Source organism: Actinosynnema sp. NPDC059335, assembly GCF_042752395.1.
Classification (GTDB): domain Bacteria; phylum Actinomycetota; class Actinomycetes; order Mycobacteriales; family Pseudonocardiaceae; genus Actinosynnema.
In genome coordinates, this window is sequence record NZ_JBHYXZ010000098.1 from 16,703 (window position 1) to 32,808 (window position 16,106).

At 73.4% G+C, this 16,106-nt stretch carries 16 protein-coding genes; 10 read left to right on the forward strand and 6 right to left on the reverse strand.

Annotated features, from left to right (window positions below; translation table 11 throughout):
- Window positions 1-198: 198 nt before the first annotated feature.
- From ACFXGA_RS26720 to ACFXGA_RS26735, 4 genes are read left to right on the forward strand one after another with little or no spacing between them, the layout of a single operon-like run.
- The gene (locus ACFXGA_RS26720; RefSeq protein ID WP_378092309.1) at window positions 199-951 is read left to right on the forward strand and encodes a site-2 protease family protein; all 753 of its coding nucleotides are present in this window, start codon (window positions 199-201) and stop codon (window positions 949-951) included.
- 25 nt (window positions 952-976) lie between these two features.
- The gene (cofD, locus tag ACFXGA_RS26725; RefSeq protein ID WP_378092311.1) at window positions 977-1,942 is read left to right on the forward strand and encodes a 2-phospho-L-lactate transferase; all 966 of its coding nucleotides are present in this window, start codon (window positions 977-979) and stop codon (window positions 1,940-1,942) included.
- Window positions 1,935-3,269 (forward strand): coenzyme F420-0:L-glutamate ligase, encoded by a 1,335-nt coding sequence (locus ACFXGA_RS26730; RefSeq protein ID WP_378092341.1) that lies wholly within the window; start codon window positions 1,935-1,937, stop codon window positions 3,267-3,269. Before cofD ends, ACFXGA_RS26730 begins: the two co-directional genes overlap by 8 nt.
- Window positions 3,266-3,811, forward strand: a complete 546-nt coding sequence (locus ACFXGA_RS26735) for an NUDIX hydrolase (RefSeq protein ID WP_378092313.1) — start codon at window positions 3,266-3,268, stop codon at window positions 3,809-3,811. Before ACFXGA_RS26730 ends, ACFXGA_RS26735 begins: the two co-directional genes overlap by 4 nt.
- 192 nt (window positions 3,812-4,003) lie before the next feature.
- On the opposite strand, the gene ACFXGA_RS26740 is transcribed toward ACFXGA_RS26735, so the two are convergent.
- Window positions 4,004-4,384: a hypothetical protein gene (locus tag ACFXGA_RS26740; protein WP_378092315.1), complete on the reverse strand. Its 381-nt coding sequence runs from the start codon at window positions 4,382-4,384 to the stop codon at window positions 4,004-4,006.
- Window positions 4,385-4,537: 153 nt separating this feature from the next.
- Here ACFXGA_RS26740 and ACFXGA_RS26745 point away from each other — a divergent pair, with 153 nt between their 5' ends.
- Window positions 4,538-5,614, forward strand: a complete 1,077-nt coding sequence (locus tag ACFXGA_RS26745; RefSeq protein ID WP_378092317.1) for a sugar phosphate nucleotidyltransferase — start codon at window positions 4,538-4,540, stop codon at window positions 5,612-5,614.
- Window positions 5,615-5,623: 9 nt separating this feature from the next.
- On the forward strand, window positions 5,624-6,511 hold the full coding sequence (locus tag ACFXGA_RS26750) for a DNA-3-methyladenine glycosylase family protein (RefSeq protein ID WP_378092319.1): 888 nt from the start codon (window positions 5,624-5,626) through the stop codon (window positions 6,509-6,511).
- Here the strand turns inward: ACFXGA_RS26750 and ACFXGA_RS26755 are convergent.
- The 5 genes from ACFXGA_RS26755 to ACFXGA_RS26775 all read right to left on the reverse strand — a co-directional run bounded on the left by ACFXGA_RS26755 (window position 6,496) and on the right by ACFXGA_RS26775 (window position 13,739).
- Window positions 6,496-9,672: an NACHT domain-containing protein gene (locus ACFXGA_RS26755; RefSeq protein ID WP_378092321.1), complete on the reverse strand. Its 3,177-nt coding sequence runs from the start codon at window positions 9,670-9,672 to the stop codon at window positions 6,496-6,498. The genes ACFXGA_RS26750 and ACFXGA_RS26755 overlap by 16 nt on opposite strands.
- Window positions 9,673-9,712: 40 nt before the next feature.
- Entirely contained in the window at window positions 9,713-10,564 is an 852-nt protein-coding gene (locus ACFXGA_RS26760) for a glycosyltransferase family 2 protein (RefSeq protein ID WP_378092323.1), read from the reverse strand.
- A gap of 101 nt (window positions 10,565-10,665) precedes the next feature.
- The gene (locus ACFXGA_RS26765) at window positions 10,666-11,793 is read right to left on the reverse strand and encodes a glycosyltransferase family 4 protein (protein ID WP_378092343.1); all 1,128 of its coding nucleotides are present in this window, start codon (window positions 11,791-11,793) and stop codon (window positions 10,666-10,668) included.
- A gap of 76 nt (window positions 11,794-11,869) precedes the next feature.
- Entirely contained in the window at window positions 11,870-12,907 is a 1,038-nt protein-coding gene (locus ACFXGA_RS26770) for a glycosyltransferase family 4 protein (RefSeq protein WP_378092325.1), read from the reverse strand.
- 79 nt (window positions 12,908-12,986) lie between these two features.
- Window positions 12,987-13,739 carry a GntR family transcriptional regulator gene (locus ACFXGA_RS26775; protein WP_378092327.1) on the reverse strand — a complete coding sequence of 251 codons (753 nt, stop codon included), beginning with the start codon at window positions 13,737-13,739 and terminating at the stop codon, window positions 12,987-12,989.
- Between the two features lie 128 nt (window positions 13,740-13,867).
- Here ACFXGA_RS26775 and ACFXGA_RS26780 point away from each other — a divergent pair, with 128 nt between their 5' ends.
- The 4 genes from ACFXGA_RS26780 to ACFXGA_RS26795 form a co-directional block, all read left to right on the forward strand.
- The gene (locus tag ACFXGA_RS26780) at window positions 13,868-14,098 is read left to right on the forward strand and encodes a hypothetical protein (RefSeq protein ID WP_378092329.1); all 231 of its coding nucleotides are present in this window, start codon (window positions 13,868-13,870) and stop codon (window positions 14,096-14,098) included.
- 51 nt (window positions 14,099-14,149) lie between these two features.
- Window positions 14,150-15,070, forward strand: coding sequence for a glycosyltransferase family 2 protein (locus tag ACFXGA_RS26785; protein ID WP_378092331.1), 921 nt, complete (start codon window positions 14,150-14,152; stop codon window positions 15,068-15,070).
- Between the two features lie 63 nt (window positions 15,071-15,133).
- Window positions 15,134-15,520, forward strand: a complete 387-nt coding sequence (locus tag ACFXGA_RS26790) for a CU044_2847 family protein (RefSeq protein ID WP_378092333.1) — start codon at window positions 15,134-15,136, stop codon at window positions 15,518-15,520.
- 47 nt (window positions 15,521-15,567) lie between these two features.
- The coding region (locus ACFXGA_RS26795; protein ID WP_378092336.1) for a glycosyltransferase at window positions 15,568-16,106 on the forward strand (539 nt) is incomplete at its 3' end.

Sequence of the window (16,106 nt, forward strand, 5' to 3'; positions counted from 1 at the left end):
CCGATGTGATTACACCTGTGTCACAACACGCGGTCAAGCGGAGTCCACAGGTCGGGGGATATTCGCGCAGATGGCCTGAAAAGCCTTGACTGACAGCACAGACGGTGAGTGAGGCGGTGCGCCGAGCGATGACCGCTGCCCGGATGGCCCAACGGACGGCCTTGTGACCGGACGGCCCCGGGAGGCCACACTGGAGGGGTGAAGCGATCAGCGGTGCGACCGAGTCCACTGTTCCTCAGCCTGCTCGCGGTGACGGTGGCGGGCGCCGTGCTGACCCTGTTCGACGGCTCCGACGCCGCGCTCACCGCCGGCACGGTGCTGTTCGTCCTCGGCGGGTGGGCGGTTTCGCTGTGCCTGCACGAGTTCGGCCACGCGATCGTGGCCTACCGCGGCGGCGACTACGCCGTGCAGGCCAAGGGGTACCTGACCCTCGACATCCGCCGCTACACCGACCCGGTGTTCAGCATCGTGCTGCCGTTGGTGCTGCTGGCGTTCGGCGGCATCCCGCTGCCCGGCGGCGCGGTGTGGATCAACCACCACGCCCTGCGCGACCGGCGGGTGGAGTCGATGGTGTCGCTGGCCGGGCCGCTCAGCAACCTGGTGCTCGGCGTGCTGCTGTCGCTGTCGGTGATCCTTTTCACGCCGCCCCCGGGTTTGGCGGCCGCGCTGTCGTACCTGGCGGCCGTGCAGGTCCTCGCGTTCGTGCTCAACATCCTGCCGATCCCCGGCCTGGACGGGTGGGGCGCGATCGAGCCGTACATGTCGTACTCGGCGCGGCAGTTCGGCGCGAAGGCGCGGATGTGGGCCCCGTTCGTGCTCTTCGCCGTGCTGATCGGGTTCCCGACCATCGGCCGGCTGTTCTTCGAGGCCGGGTACACCGTGTTCGAGCTGATCGGCGGCGACCGGTGGCTGGCGGCCATCGGGCAGGGCACCTTCCTGTTCTGGCGCTGAGCCCTCGGTGGGAGGATGGCGACTCGTGAAGGTCGTCGTACTGGTTGGCGGGGTTGGCGGGGCGCGGTTCCTGGTCGGGCTGAGGAGCCTGCTGGCCGGTCCGGAGCACGAGATCACCGCCGTGGTGAACACGGGTGACGACGTGTGGATGCACGGGTTGCGGATCTGCCCCGACCTGGACACCTGCATGTACACCCTGGGTGACGGGATCGACAAGGAGCGCGGCTGGGGGCGCGCGGGCGAGACCTGGTCGGTCAAGGAGGAGCTGGCCGCCTACGGCGCGGACCCGACGTGGTTCGGCCTGGGCGACCGCGACATCGCCACCCACCTGGTGCGGACCCGGATGCTGCGCGCGGGCTACCCGCTGTCGGCGGTCACCGAGGCGTTGAGCCACCGCTGGCAGCCGGGCGTGCGGCTGCTGCCGATGTCGGACGACCGGGTCGAGACGCACGTGGTCGTGACGACCGAGGAGGGCGAGAAGGCGATCCACTTCCAGGAGTGGTGGGTCAAGCACCGGGCCCAGCTGCCCGCGCGGTCGTTCGCGTCGGTCGGGGTGGAGACGGCGACGCCCGCGCCGGGCGTGCTGGACGCGCTGCGCGACGCCGACGCGGTGCTGATCGCGCCGTCGAACCCGGTGGTGAGCGTGAACACGATCTTGGGCGTGCCCGGGGTGCGCGACGCGTTGCGCAAGACCGAGGCCGGTGTCGTGGGGCTCTCCCCGATCGTCGGCGGCAAGCCACTGCGCGGGATGGCGGACGCGTGCCTGTCGGCGATCGGCGTGGAGACCTCGGCCGAGGCCGTCGGCCGGTACTACGGGTCGCGCAAGACCACGGACCAGGGCGTGCTGGACGGCTGGCTCGTGCACACCGGCGACCGGTCGGACGTGCCGGGCGTGGCGGTGCGCGCCGTGCCGCTGCTGATGTCCGATGTGGACGCGACGGCGGCGATGGCGCGGGCGGCGCTGGAACTGGCCGGTGTCGACGTTGGCTGACCACGCGGCCCCCGCGCCGATCACGTTGCTGCCGGTGACCGGGTTGCCGGAGTTCCGGCCCGGTGACGACCTGGCGGGAGCGCTCGCCGAGGCCGCGCCCTGGCTGGCCGACGGCGACGTCGTCGTGGTGACGTCCAAGGTGTTGTCCAAAGTGGAAGGTCGGCTGGTGTCGGTGCCGGCCGACCCCGAGGCCCGCGACGCCGTGCGGCGGCAGTGGGTCGAGGCCGAGTCGGTGCGCGTGCTGGCGCGGCGCGGGCGGACGTTGATCACCGAGAACAAGCTCGGGATCGTGCAGGCGGCGTCCGGTGTGGACGCGTCGAACGTGGCCGGTGACGAGATCGCGTTGCTGCCGGTGGACCCGGACGGGTCGGCGGCGGCGCTGCGGGCGGCGCTGGCGGCGCGGCTGGGCGTCTCGGTGGCGGTCGTGGTGACCGACACGATGGGCCGGGCGTGGCGGGTGGGGCAGACGGACGCCGCGATCGGCGCGTCCGGGCTGGCCGTGCTGCACCGGTACGCGGGTTCGGTGGACCGGCACGGCAACTCCCTCGTGGTGACCGAGGTCGCGGTGGCCGACGAGATCGCGGCGGCGGCCGACCTGGTGAAGGGCAAGCTGGGCGCGGTGCCGGTGGCGGTGGTGCGCGGGCTGCCGGTGTCCGACGACGGGTCGTCCGCGCGCGACCTGGCGCGGCCGGTCGAGGACGACCTGTTCCGGCTGGGCACGGCCGAGGCGGTGGCGCGGGGCCGGGCCGAGGCGGTGCTGCTGCGGCGTTCGGTGCGGTCGTTCGCCCCCTCGCCGGTCGACGTGGAGGCCGTGCGGCGGGCGGTGGGCGCCGCGTTGACCGCGCCCGCGCCGCACCACACGCGGCCGGTGCGGTTCGTGCGGTTGACGGCCAGGCGGGACGAGCTGCTGGACGCGATGGCCGAGCGGTGGCGGGCGGACCTGCGGGGCGACGGGCTGTCCGAGGAGCGGATCGCGGCGCGGGTCGCCCGGGGCGACATCCTGCGCGACGCGCCGGAGGTCGTGGTGCCGTTCCTGGTGCGGGAGGGCGCGCACGCCTACCCGGACGAGCGACGTGCCGAGGCGGAGCGGACCATGTTCACGGTCGCGGGCGGCGCGGCGGTGCAGGGGCTGCTGGTGGCGTTGGCCGCCGAAGGGCTCGGGTCGTGCTGGGTGTCGTCGACGATCTTCTGCGCGGACGTGGTGCGGGACGTGCTGGGGCTGCCGGAGGGCTGGGAGCCGCTGGGCGCGGTGGCGATCGGGCACCCGGAGCAGGAGCTGACGCCGCGGGAGTTGAGCGGGCTGGACGAGAGGTTCCTGGAGCTGTGAACGCCGGTCTGCACGCCGACGCGGTGGCGACGTTGTCCTCGTGGCGTCCCGCGGACCCGGCGCAGGAGTCGCTGCGGCAGGCCTACCTGGGGTTCCTGGCGGCCCGGGAGGACGCGTGCCTGCGGTCGTGCGAGCCGGGGCACGTCACCGCGTCGGCGCTGGTGGTGGACGCGTCCGGTGATCGGACGTTGCTGACCCTGCACCCGCGGGTGGGCCGGTGGCTCCAGTTGGGCGGGCACTGCGAGCCGTCGGACACGACGCTCGCCGGCGCGGCGCTGCGCGAGGCGACGGAGGAGTCCGGGATCGCGGGCCTGCGGATCTCGCCGGAGCCGATCCACCTGGACGTGCACCCGATCACGTGCTCGCTGGGCAAGCCGACGCGCCACTTCGACGTCCGCTTCCTGGTCCGCGCCCCGCTCGACGCCGCGCCGCTGCGCAGCACCGAGTCGCTGGACCTGGCCTGGTGGCCGGTGACCGCCCTGCCCCCCGACTCGACCGACCTGCACCCGATCCTGACCGCCGCCACCCCTCACCTCCCCTAACCCCCGCGTGAGTCCAACCTCCGACGCTCGAGAGTCCTACGTTCGCGCACCCTGAATTCAACGCTCACGACGAGCGGTGGGCGGCGAGTGTTGAGTTCAGGTGTCCTGGACGTTGGACTCTCGGGCCCCGAACGTAGGACTCACGCGCCGTGAGTGTTGGACTCACGCGGCGTGAAGGTTGGACTCTCGAGGTCAGGAGTCGCCGTTCAGGCGTTGGGTCAGGCCGGGGCGGTGTTGGGGTTGGCCGCCGGAGAGGCGCTGGGACAGGGTCGGGCGGGCGGTCGGGACCTGCTGGACGGTCGGGACCGGGCCCGGGGCCACGCGCAGCTCCGGTTCGGGTTCGGGCGCGGGAGGCGGTGGCGGGGCGGGCTGACCTGCGGCGACGTGCGCGGACAGGACCATGGTCGAGTCGGGGTCGGCACCGCGCGGGTCGGCCGCGTTGACCACGGCGCGAGGGATCTGCTGGGTCGCCGACGAGTCCATGGGTGACGTCATGTTGTCCGGCGTCACGACGTGGATGCCACGTGCACGAGCACGGGCCAGCGCCGCGTCGGCCCGAGCGCGGGGGTCCATCCGGATCTCTCCTGCGGGTGCCTTGGGCCGGCGGGGACGCCGGCGTGCCGATCGGTGGCGCTCGTCGACACGGACCACCGCCCGTGCCGCCGGAGTGCTCGTGCCAGAGTATTCGCAAACCACGGGTGGAAGTAAGCGCGGGAGGAAAACGGCATGTCGGAGCTGCACGGCGCGGAGGCAGTGGTTCTGGTCGGGGGCAAGGGAACCCGGCTGCGGCCGCTGACACTGTCCGCCCCCAAGCCGATGTTGCCCACCGCCGGGGTGCCGTTCCTCACCCACCTGCTGTCCCGGATCCGGGCGGTCGGCATCACCCACGTCGTCCTCGGCACGTCCTACAAGGCCGAGGTCTTCCAGGAGCACTTCGGCGACGGCGCGGCGCTCGGCCTGGAGCTGGAGTACGTGGTCGAGGACGTGCCCCTGGACACGGCGGGCGCGATCCGCAACGTCGCCCACAAGCTGCGCGAACCCGACGTCGTGGTGTTCAACGGCGACATCCTGTCGGGCGTCGACCTGCGCGCCGTCGTCGACACGCACCGGCGCGCCGAGGCCGACGTGACGCTGCACCTGGTGCAGGTGGACGACCCGCGCCGGTTCGGCTGCGTGCCCACGGACGCCGACGGCCGCGTCACGGCGTTCCTGGAGAAGACCGACAACCCGCCGACGAACCAGATCAACGCGGGTTGCTACGTCTTCCGCCGCGAGGTGATCGACGGCATCCCGGCGGGTCGGCCGGTGTCGGTGGAGCGGGAGACGTTCCCCGGCCTGCTGGCCGCCGGCGCCCGCGTCCAGGGGCACGTCGACTCGTCGTACTGGCTCGACCTGGGCACGCCGGCCGCCTTCGTGCGGGGTTCGGCGGACCTGGTGCGCGGGATCGCGCCGACCGACGCCCTCACGTCGCAGGGTGACGCGGTCGTCCTCGACGGCGCCGCGGTGGACGAGAGCGCGGTGGTGAAGGGCGGCACGACGGTCGGCCGCGGCTGCACGGTCGCCGCCGGCGCGGTGGTCGACGGCTCGGTGCTGTTCGACGGCGCGGTCGTCGGCGAGGGCGCGCGCGTGGAGCGCAGCGTGCTCGGCGCGAACTCGCTGGTCCAGGCCGGCGCCGTGGTGTCCGACGCGGTGATCGGCGACAACGCGGTCATCGGCGCGGGCTGCGAGCTGATCAACGGCGCACGCGTGTGGCCGGGCGTCGTCCTCCCGGAGGGCGGTGTGCGGTTCTCCGCCGACGTGTGACGGCCACCGATGCCGACTAGGACCTGGACGCCGACGTTCCCGCTGGACCTCGCCGCGCTGCTGCTGCCGTTGCGGCGGGGTCCGGGCGACCCGACGTTCCGCGCCGACGACGGGGTGTGGCTGGCCGCCAACACCCCGGCCGGGCCGGGCACGCTGCACGTCCGCCGCACGGACGTGGTGGAGGCCACCGCCTGGGGCGACGGCGCGGGCTGGCTGCTCGACGGCCTGCCGGCGCTGCTCGGCGCGGCCGACGACGACTCGGCGTTCGAGTGCCACCACCCGCTGGTCGCGGAGGTGCGGCGACGGCGGCCGGGCCTGCGGCTCGGCGCGACGGGCCGCGTCTGGGACGCCCTGCTGCCCGCGATCCTGGAGCAGAAGGTGACCGGCGTCGAGGCGTTCCGGTCCTACCGCGAGCTGACCCGCAGGTTCGGCACGCCCGCCCCCGGCGCGCCCGGCCTGCACGTGCCCCCGACGCCCCGCGCGGTCCTGGGCATCACGGACTGGGAGTGGCACCGGGCCGGCGTCGACGGCGGCCGGCGACGGGCGATCATCGCGGCGGCGCAGGTCGCGCACCGGTTGGAGCGCGCGGCCGAACTGGGCGGCCGGGAGGGCCGTGACCTGCTGTGCAAGGTGCCGGGCGTAGGCGTCTGGACGGCGGCCGAGGTCGCGCAGCGGGCCTGGGGCGACCCCGACGCGGTCAGCTTCGGCGACTACCACCTGTCCGGCATCGTCGGCTGGGCACTGGCGGGAGGCCCGCTGGACGACGACGGCATGGCCGAGGTCCTGGCACCGTACGCACCACAACGCCACCGCGCCGTCCGCTACGTCCTCGCGTCGGGCGTCACCAAACCCCGCCGGGGCCCCCGCTTCTCCCCCCGCGACTACCGCGCCATGTGAATGTCCTCGCCGATCGACTCCAACGCCCGCTCCAACCTCAGGTACAGGTACGGGTCGGTGTGGGCGATCGCGTCGAGGTCGAGGTCGCGCAGTACGCTCGGCACGAACCGCAGCACGATCGACGTCATGGTTAAGTTGCTCCCCGCGCTCAGGTCGATGAGGGTGGTCAACGCCTCGACCACGACGTGCGGGTGGTCCCGGCGAACCGCGGGTGTCATGAGCAGGTCGTCGAGCGCCAACACCGCTTTCCGGTGGTTGCCGCCGGTCATCCGCACCAGACGCAGGGCGCAGTTGATCACCAAGTCGGCGCGCGCACTGACGTCAAGCGCATGTTCGAGCAACGCGACTGTGGCAGCGCTGTCGGCGGCCAGCGCCTTGAGGAGCACCGTCGAGTATCGGCCGTGGTCGCCGACGAGGACTGTCCGGTAGGCGTGCCGCCGCTTCTCCGGGTCGGCCGACGTCAGTGCGATCAACAGCAGGTGCGCGAGGGACAGGACTTTCCCGCGATGGGCGACGAGCGCGCCGAACGCGAACTCCTCCATGAGCGGTTCGAGGACGTGGACCAGGTAACCGCCTCGCCACGACGCGCGGAAGGTCTCCCACCGGCGGACCTCGTCGGCGAGCGTCGGAACGGTGTACGTACTGCCGTCAAAACCGACCGAGTAGAATTCGAGCAGCCAGGCGAGGTCCACCCGAGCGGTTGACTCGCCCTCGCGCAGCACGACCGACACCTCCTCCGTCTGCTCGACCGCCAGCACCCGGGTGACGCTGTCCCACTCCTCCTCGCTCAGTTGCGACTGCCACAGCAGGGTTAGGTCACGCCACTCCGCCCGGCTGAGCGCCGCCGAGGTCAGGTCTCCGCGCACGACCACGGCGAGCAGGACCAGGTTCACCGTGTAAGCCGCGATCCGGGCGGCGATCGGCAGGGCGCGCGGGGTGTAGTCCGGGTGCGCGGACCCGGGCGGCCGGTGCTGGGCGGTGTGGACCAGCCCGGTGAACAGCGAGTACAGCTCGGCCCGGTCGGTCTCGGGTGTGGCGTCGAACAGCTCGCGCAGGAACGAGACCACGGGCGTGCGGGTGGTCAGGGGCGCGAACGACAGCACCGGCTCCAGCCACCCGGTGCCGGTCGCGCGCCGGCCGTAGGGCGACATCGCGGCACGTTCCTCGGCCAATACCTGCCGCGCCACCCGGTGCACCAGCCGCGCCACGAGGTACTCGCCGAAGGTGGCGTGCAGGAACTCGTAGGTCTGCGACACCCGGCCGTCGTGCGCCGCACGGGCAGCGTGCACGTAGAAGAAGCGGCCCACCGCCAGCTGGGCAGAACTCAGGCGGTTGCGATCGCGGCCGTCGTGCGAACCGGGCAGCAGCGCGTTCAGGTCGTCGTCCAGCCCGGTCTCGTCGATCCACTGCGCGCCGCGGTTGAACATCGCGAACGCGACCACGGACAACCTGACCAGCTCGTCCTCGACGGCCCGGTCCACCTGCGCGGCCAACGCGCCGGGCAGGCTCTTGACCACCTCGCGGCGGGCGAACCTGACCAGCAGCTCCTCGTACAGCGTGGCCTTGGCGAGGTCCGCGCCGTGCGCGTGCAGCGCGTTCCCGTCCGCGTTGAACAGCGCCAGCATGAACAGCAGCAGCGGCTGGCCGGCCAGGTCCGGGAAGCGCAGCGCCACGTCCCGGTCCAGGACGGCGCGGGGATTCGCCTCGTTCCACACGTCCAGCCAGCGGCGCACCTGCTCGTCGCCGAACGGCTCGAGTTTCAGCACCTTGGTCGGTCCGGCGAACCGCGCCCGGTTCGCCACCGCCGTGCGGCTGGTCACGATGAAGATCACGGCCCGCCCCTGCACCGCCTCGCGGTCCTGGAACTCGGCGATCCGGGCCAGGTAGTCCGACCGGCTCGCGCCCGTCGCCTGGAGCAGCTCGTCGAAGCCGTCCAGCAGCACCACGGGCACCGCGGGCCGCACCGCGCGGGCGAGGTCGGGCCAGGTCAGGTGCTCGCCGGTGGCTTCGGTGATGGCGTGCTCGACCTGCTCCTGGAGGCTCGCGTCGGCCGGCACGTCCCGCAGCGCCACTCGGATCGGCACGAAGTCCGCCGCCGGCAGCCGGGCGGCCAGGACCTTCGTCAGCAGCGACTTGCCCGCGCCGGGCTGACCCAGCACGACCAGAGGCCCGGTGGTCGCGGCCGAGGACGTCAGGAAGCCGGCGAGGTAGTCGTCCAGGTCGACGCGAACCGGCCGGTGCGACCACCACGCGTCCTGGCTGACGTCGTCGCCACGGTCGGCGTCCACGACCTTGAAGAGCGGCGGCACGTACGCCCGGCCCAGGGTCGGCAGGACCAGGTCGGTCGGGACGTCGCCCGCCACGATCGGCCGGTCCAGCACCGCGCGGTTGGTCCGGGCCAGGGACTCGCGGCGCTCGTCGGGCGGCTGCGCGCCGCCGAGCCGTTCCAGGAACGCGCGCAGGTCGGCCAGGCCGGTCCGGACCTCGGCGCGGGTGGCCGCGTGCTCGATCCCGGTCGTCCACACGGCGAACTCGGGGCAGTCCAGCGCCAGCTGCCGGTACCGCGACCGGTAGTGCCTTGCGGCACGGGCCGACATGCCGCCCTCCACTGTGGTGACGAATTCCTCGCGCTCGCTCGCGGGGAGGTCGTGCCAAGCCTGGAAGCCGTCGAGGAAGTCGATCAACTCGTCGGCCAGGCTCCCGTAGAGGACCGCGAGATCACCGATGATCGCGTCGGGTGGCTGTTCGGCACTGGGGAGGGGAATCCGAGTGCTGAACAGGGCTTCGGCGAGGTCCGCCTTCCGGTTCGACCGAGGTCGGTCCGCACCGGCGAGGACCAACTGCTCGCTCTTGCCCAGCTTGAGGTCGAACGGCAGCCCGATCTCGTCCACGGCCTCGAAGAAGGCGGTGATCACCAGGACGCTGTGGGCGGCCTCGAGTAATCGGGTGCGGTCGACGCGGTGCAGCCCGGTGACCCGCTCGCGCACGGAGGACAGCAGTTCCGCGCCGAGCCGGACGACCTCCGTCCGCGCGTCCAGCAGGTCGATGCCGCCGATGGCGAGCACCGCAGCGGCGGATGAGCGGTCCAGGAGCCTGACCAGGCCGGTGTCGCCGCCGAGCAACGCCACCGCGTCGCGGTACGTGAAAGAGCTGTTGCGCACCGCGACATCATCCACCGCGACGGCCGGGGGTGGACCGCGATCAGCGGGTCAGCAGTCGCAGGCGCAGCGACAGCCCGGCGCGCACGGCCAGGCGGAGCGGTGCCCACTGAGGGCCGCGGTGGCGGTCGGCCAGGTAGCGGTAGGCGCTGGAGTGGTGGGCGGCGAGCATGCGCTTGGACGCGCGCTGGGTGGAGTGGCCGCCGATGTGCACGACCTCCGCGTCCGGCACGTACACGTTCAGCCAGCCGGCGCGGCCGAGGCGGTCGCCCAGGTCGACGTCCTCGAAGTACATGAAGTACCGGGGGTCGAAGCCGTCGACCGAGTCGAACGCCTCGCGGCGCAGCAGCAGGCACGACCCGGACAGCCACTCGGCGGTGCGCTCGCGCGGCGCGGCGGCGGCCTGCCGGTAGTCCCGCGACCACGGGTTGGACGGCCAGACGTGGGTGAACACCGCGTGCCCCAGCCCGCGCCCCAGCGACGGGAGCAGCCGGGCCGACGGGTACACCGCGCCGGACGGCTCCCGGATCAGCGGCCCGAACGCGCCGCCGCGCGGCCACCGCTTCGCCGCCTCCAGCAGCACGTCCAGGCTGCCCACGCCCCAGGACAGGTCCGGGTTGGCCACCACGACCCACCCGACCGACTCCGGCAGCGACGCGACGCCGCGGTTCGCGCCCGCGCCGTAGCCGAGGTTGCCCCCGGTCGGCAGGAACGTGACGTGCGGGTGCTCGGCGGCGGCGCGTTCCGGCACGCCGTCGGTGGACCCGTTGTCCGCCAGCACCACCGACACCGGTCGGGTGGTGGCCTCCGCCAACGTGGACAGGAAGGTGTCCAGGGTCTCGCCGGGCGAGTAGGTGACGGTCACCACCGCCAGCTCGTCTCCGTAACGCGTCACGCCGGCCACCCTAGTGGTGACGGCGCGTGGGCGTTAACGCGCCGGTGGGAGCGCGGCGAGTGGGCGTCAACGCCCGCCGGTGCGAGCGCGGTGCGTCGGGGTCAACGCCGCCGGTGCGAGCGCGCGGCGCGCTCGTAGGCCAGCCGGTGCCGGGCCGCCGACGTGGCCCAGGAGAAGTCCTTGGCCCGCACGACCGCCGCCGACGCCAGCTCGGCGCGCCGCGCCGGGTCGTCCAGCAGCTCGGACAGGGCCGCCGCGATGTCCCCCGCGCCGACCCCGCAGTACGCCACCGCGTCGCCGCCCACCTCGGGCAGGCTCAGCCGCCGCGTCGTCAGCACGGGCGCGCCGCACGCCATCGCCTCCAGCACGGGCAGCCCGAACCCCTCGCCCAGCGACGGGTAGGCCACCAGCTCCGCGCCCCCGAGGAACCCGGCCAGCGACGGGAACGGCAGGTAGCCCGCCCGGATCACGCGCAACCGGTGCGGCACGGCGTCCAGCGCCCGTTCCACCTGGCTGTCCCAGCCGGGTTGGCCCGCGAGCACGAGCGCGGGCGGGTCGCGCCGGTCGCGGCACGCCTGCGCGAACCCGCGGATGAGCGCCGGGACGTTCTTGCGCGGCTCCAACGCGCCCAGGAACGCCACGTACGGCGTGTCCCCCAGCGAGAGCATCCGCCGGACCTCGGCGACTTCCTCCGGCTTCGGCGGGTGGAACCGCTCCGTCTCCACGCCGTGCTGGGCGATGTGCAGCAGCCGCCGGTCCGCGCCGGCGACCCGGGCCAGCTCGTCGGCGGTCGCCCGGGACGGCACGATGCACAGCGACGCCCGCCGCAGCGAGGCCCTGGTCCAGGCCCGGAAGAAGCGCGCCTTGACCGACGAGTGCAGCACCGCGTCGGTGAAGAAGGTCGCGTCGTGCAACGTCACCACCGACGCCGCGCGGTTGGCCAGCGGCACGGTGTAGTGCGGCGAGTGCACGACCGCCACCCCGAGCCGGTTCGCCAGCCGCGGCAGGGTGGTCTGCTCCCACGTCAACCGCGCGGTCCGGGTCGCCACCGCCTCGGCCGCCGGGACGACCCGCGACCGGGGGGCCAGGGACGTGTAGAGCGCGGCGTCACGGGGTTGGCACACCACGCTGAGCCGTGCGCCGTCCGCGTCCAGCGCCGCCACCAGGGAGTCCACGTACCGCCCGACGCCACCCCGGTCGGTCGGCACGGCGGTGGCGTCGATCAGCACGCTGGGTTCGGCGGGTGACACGCGGTGAAGGGTACGGCGGACGGCCCACAGGTTGACCGGGAATGGCGCAAACGGTTCAAGGACGAAACAGACCGAGGTGGACGCGCCACACCGACCGCGCGGCGTTTTCCCAGGTGAAAGCCTCGGCTCGACGGCGACCGGCGGTGATCAGCCGGTCGCGGAGGTCCGCGTCGGCCAGCACCGACCGCAGGGCTGTGACGAGCGCCGCACGATCGCCCCGCGCCGCGGTCACCCCCGCCCCGCCCGCCACCTCGACCAGCGCGGGCGCGTCGGAGTGCACCACCGGCACCCCGGCCGCCATCGCCTCCACCACCGGCAGCCCGAAGCCCTCGGCCAGGCTCGGCGCGGCCAGCACCGCGGCCCGCCGCAGGACGAACGCCAATTGCGCGTCGCTCAGCCTGCCCAGGAGGTGGACGTGCGGGGCGCGCAGGTCCACCCCGCCCCAGCCGGGCGGGCCGACCACGACCAGCGGCACGTCCAGCTCGGCGGTCGCGGACGCCAGCAGGTCGAACCCCTTGCGGGGCTCCACGGTGCCGATCGCGAGCACGTACCGGGGCGGCACGTCCACCGGCTCCTCCGCCGGGAACGCGGTGACGCCGTTGCCCACCACGTGGACCGGCGCGGGTCCGGGCGCGTGCCGGCGCAGCTCCTCGGCGACCGCGGCCGTGGGCACGACGATCGCGCCGGCCCGCGCCACCGCGCGGCCGATCGCGCGCCGGTGCCACGCCACGCCCCGGGGCGTCAAGGTCTCCGGGTGGGTCCACGGCACGGTGTCGTGCACGGTCACCACCACCCGGCCGCGCGGCGGCGCGAAGGGCGTGAACGCGTGCACCGAGTCGCCTCCCGGCCGGTACGGCACACCCCGTTCCCAGGCGGCGATCAACGCGCGCCGGGGCAACGGCAGCACCCGCGGCCCCCGCACACCGGGCACCACGGCCGCCGACACGTCCGCGTGCCTGCTCACGGCCCCGGTCACGGTCCACCCGTCGGGCGCGGTGGCGGCGAGCGCGGCGGCCAGCTCACGGGTGTACCGGCCGGTGCCACCCGGCACCGGCGCCAGCAACTGCTCGGTCAGCACAACGAGGTCGGGCACGTCGCGTACCGTCTCACGCCGGTTCCACCCGGTGCGCCTGACGTGCCGACCCACGCGAGGCTCGCCTCGACAACCCGCGTCAGTCGGCGTCGATCTGGTACACCAGCTGGTAGCGCTCGCTGCTCATGGTGATGTGGTTGACCTCCACCGCGCGGTCGCCCGCGAACGCCACCCGGATCACCTGGATCACGGGGAAGCCGAACGGGATCTGCAACAGCTCCGCCTCTCGCGGTCGCGGTGAGCGTGCCGACACCACCTCGGTAAAGTGCGTCAGCTCGAAGCCCATCTCCTCCAGTCGCGCGTAAGCCCCGCCCGGTCCGGTGTCGGCCTCTTCGAGCCGGGTGCCGGCGGCGACGTCGACAGGGAGGTAGGACACGGCGAGCTGCACCACCTCGCCGTCGGCGCACATGACCCGGTCCCGCACGACCACCTCGCGCTCCCCTCCCGGGTCCAGCCCGAGGTAGGAGCAGACGTCTTCGGGCGCCTGCCCGCGCCGGATCTTCACCGTGACCGCGGGCTTCCACTTCCCCGCCGCGGCGTCCGACATGAACGTTCCGCGGCCCGCGGTCCGTTCTGCCTTGCTCAGGCGGTTGCGAGCGAGCCGAACGATCGGCTTCCGCTCCGAGACGAACCAACCCCTGCCCGCCACGCTCAGCACCAATCCTTCGGCGCGGAGTTGGTCGATCGCGTTCTGCACGGTCTGCCGTGCGACGCCGAAGCGGCTCATCAGCTCGCTACCGGAGGGCAGTCGCTCACCGGGGCCGTAGACGCCCCGGTCGATCTCCCTCCGGAGTTCCTCGGCGATCTCGACCCACGGCCTCATCTGCACCATCACCCCATCGTAGAACCTATCTAGACAGCCTTGGGTCATGTGTGCAACTTCAGCGCTGATCACCTATCTAGATAGCCCTGCTCCGGGTGGAGCAGCGGAACAACAACGCAGAGGAGAGTTGTCCACACATGGCGATGCAGCCCGGCAAGTCCGACCCGGTCGAGCACTCGGTCTACTACAGGGTGTCCGGCGAGGCGGATTTCATCGAGTCGGTCACTGCCGATGGCGACTACGAAGTCAGCTTCGACAGGGTCGCCACGCTCGCGCTGACACGGGACGCGGCGGAGAAGCTCCACCGGCTCCTCGGTGAGCGGATCCCGGAGCTGCGGCGGGCGACCGGCGGGATCAACGTCAGCTAGCCGGCAGGTCGACCCCCCCGAGGTCGGGCACGTGGCGTACCGTCTCACGCCGTGTCGAACCCCCGCACGACGGTGGTCGTGGTGACGTGGCGCGGCCGGGAGCACGTCACGGCCTGCCTCGACGCCCTCGCCCGGCAGCGTCCACATCGGACGCTCGTGCTGGACAACGCCTCCGACGACGGCACGGCCGGGCTGGTCGCGGCGCACCCGAGCCGCCCGGAGGTGCTGCGCCTGCCCGTCAACCGCGGTTACGCGGGCGGTCTGGCGGCGGCGTTGCCGGGGATCACCACGGAGTACGTGGCCTGGCTCAACGACGACGCGACGCCGGAGGACGGCTGGCTGGCGGCCCTGGAGGACGCCCTCGACGCCACGCCCGACGCGGCCGCCGCGTCCGCGACCCTGCTGCTGGCCGACGGCTCGACGCAGTCGGTCGGGGTCCGGCTCACCGCGGACGGGCACGGGGCGGACCTGGTGACGGCCGGGCGCGAGGTGTTCGGCTTCTGCGGCGGCGCGGCCCTGCTGCGGCGGGAGGCGCTGGTCCGTGCGGGTGGCGTGCCGGCGGCGTTCTTCTGCTACTACGAGGACACCGACACGGCGTGGCGGTTGCGGCTGGCGGGCCACCGGGTGCTGTCGGTCGGCGAGGCCCGCGTCCACCACCGGCACGGCGCGAGCACCGAACCCGGCTCGCGGCCGTTCCACCGCTGGAACGAGCGCAACCGGCTGCTGACGCTCCTGCGGTGCGCGCCAGCGCGCACCGCCCTGCGCGAGCTGGCCGGGTTCGCGGCGATCACGGCCCTGCTGCCGGTCCGGCGCACCCGGCCCGACGCGGCCAACTTCCACGTGCCGCTGCGCCTGCGGGTGCTGCTGGAGGTGCTGCTGAGGCTGCCGATCACGGCGATCCAGCGGTGGCGGATCGGCCGACGTGCGACAGTGGACCGGCGCGTGGTGTGGCGGGAGTGGGCGGGCCGGTAGGGCGGCGCCGGGTGGTCGGGCGGGCGCCGGTCCGAGGCGAGTGGCGTCGAGGAGAGGAGCACGGTGGCCGAGTACGTCGAGGTGCGCACGGAGGACGGCGAGCTGGTGCCGTTCGAGCTGGACGAGGAGTACGACGGCCCGGTGCGCGCGGGCCGCTGGAACCCGGTGGAACGCGCCGAGGAGACGTTGGAGAACGGCATCGAGCGGGCCAAGAAGGTGGCCCGGTCGGTGGCCGCGAAGATCGGCAGCATGCCGTCGCCGCGACCGGACAAGGTGGCCGTGGAGATCGGCCTCAAGGTCAGCTCCAGCGCGGCGCTGGCCATCGCCAAGTCCTCCGCCGAGGCGCACGTCAAGATCACCGTGGAGTGGCACCGGGAGAGCCTGCCCGCCGGTCCGCCGCCGGAGGACGAGGAGTCGAAGCCCGACCGGGACCCCGACGCCGGGGCGTAGGGCACGGTGACCGCACGCTGCGGAGCGTGATGAGGCAGAGTTAGCCCGTGGAGCAAGGGACCCTGCCTGACGTCTCGGTGGTCGTGGTCAACTACCGCGGCGCCGACGACACCACCACCTGCCTGCGCGCGTTGTTCGGCGACCTCGACTACCCGGCGGAAAAACTCCAGGTCATCGTGGTCGACAACGCCTCGGGGGACGGCAGCGCAGACCGCATCAGGGCCGCCGCGCCGAACGCGGAGGTGGTCGAGGCGCCGACCAACCTGGGGTTCGCGGGCGGCTGCAACCTGGGCGTGCGCAGCGCGCGCGGGTCGGTGGTCGCGTTCCTCAACAACGACGCCCGCCCGCACCCGCGGTGGCTGCGCGAGGCCGTGCGCGTGCTGCGGGCGGAGCCGACCGTCGGCGCGGTCGCGAGCAAGGTGCTGGACTGGGACGGCCGCGCGATCGACTTCGTCGACGGCGGCCTCACCTGGTTCGGCATGGGCTACAAGCGGCACGCGGGCGAGCCGGACGACGGCTCCCACGACGCGCCGCGCGACGTGCTGTTCGGCACCGGCTCGGCGCTCGTGGCGCGGACCTCGGTGTT

Coding starts and splice junctions, on each gene's coding strand:
- ACFXGA_RS26740 (WP_378092315.1), bottom strand. CDS start 4,384: ATGGACCCCCGCGCTCGGGCCGACGCGGCGCTGGCCCGTGCTCGTGCA.
- ACFXGA_RS26745 (WP_378092317.1), top strand. CDS start 4,538: ATGTCGGAGCTGCACGGCGCGGAGGCAGTGGTTCTGGTCGGGGGCAAG.
- ACFXGA_RS26750 (WP_378092319.1), top strand. CDS start 5,624: ATGCCGACTAGGACCTGGACGCCGACGTTCCCGCTGGACCTCGCCGCG.
- ACFXGA_RS26775 (WP_378092327.1), bottom strand. CDS start 13,739: ATGGTGCAGATGAGGCCGTGGGTCGAGATCGCCGAGGAACTCCGGAGG.
- ACFXGA_RS26780 (WP_378092329.1), top strand. CDS start 13,868: ATGGCGATGCAGCCCGGCAAGTCCGACCCGGTCGAGCACTCGGTCTAC.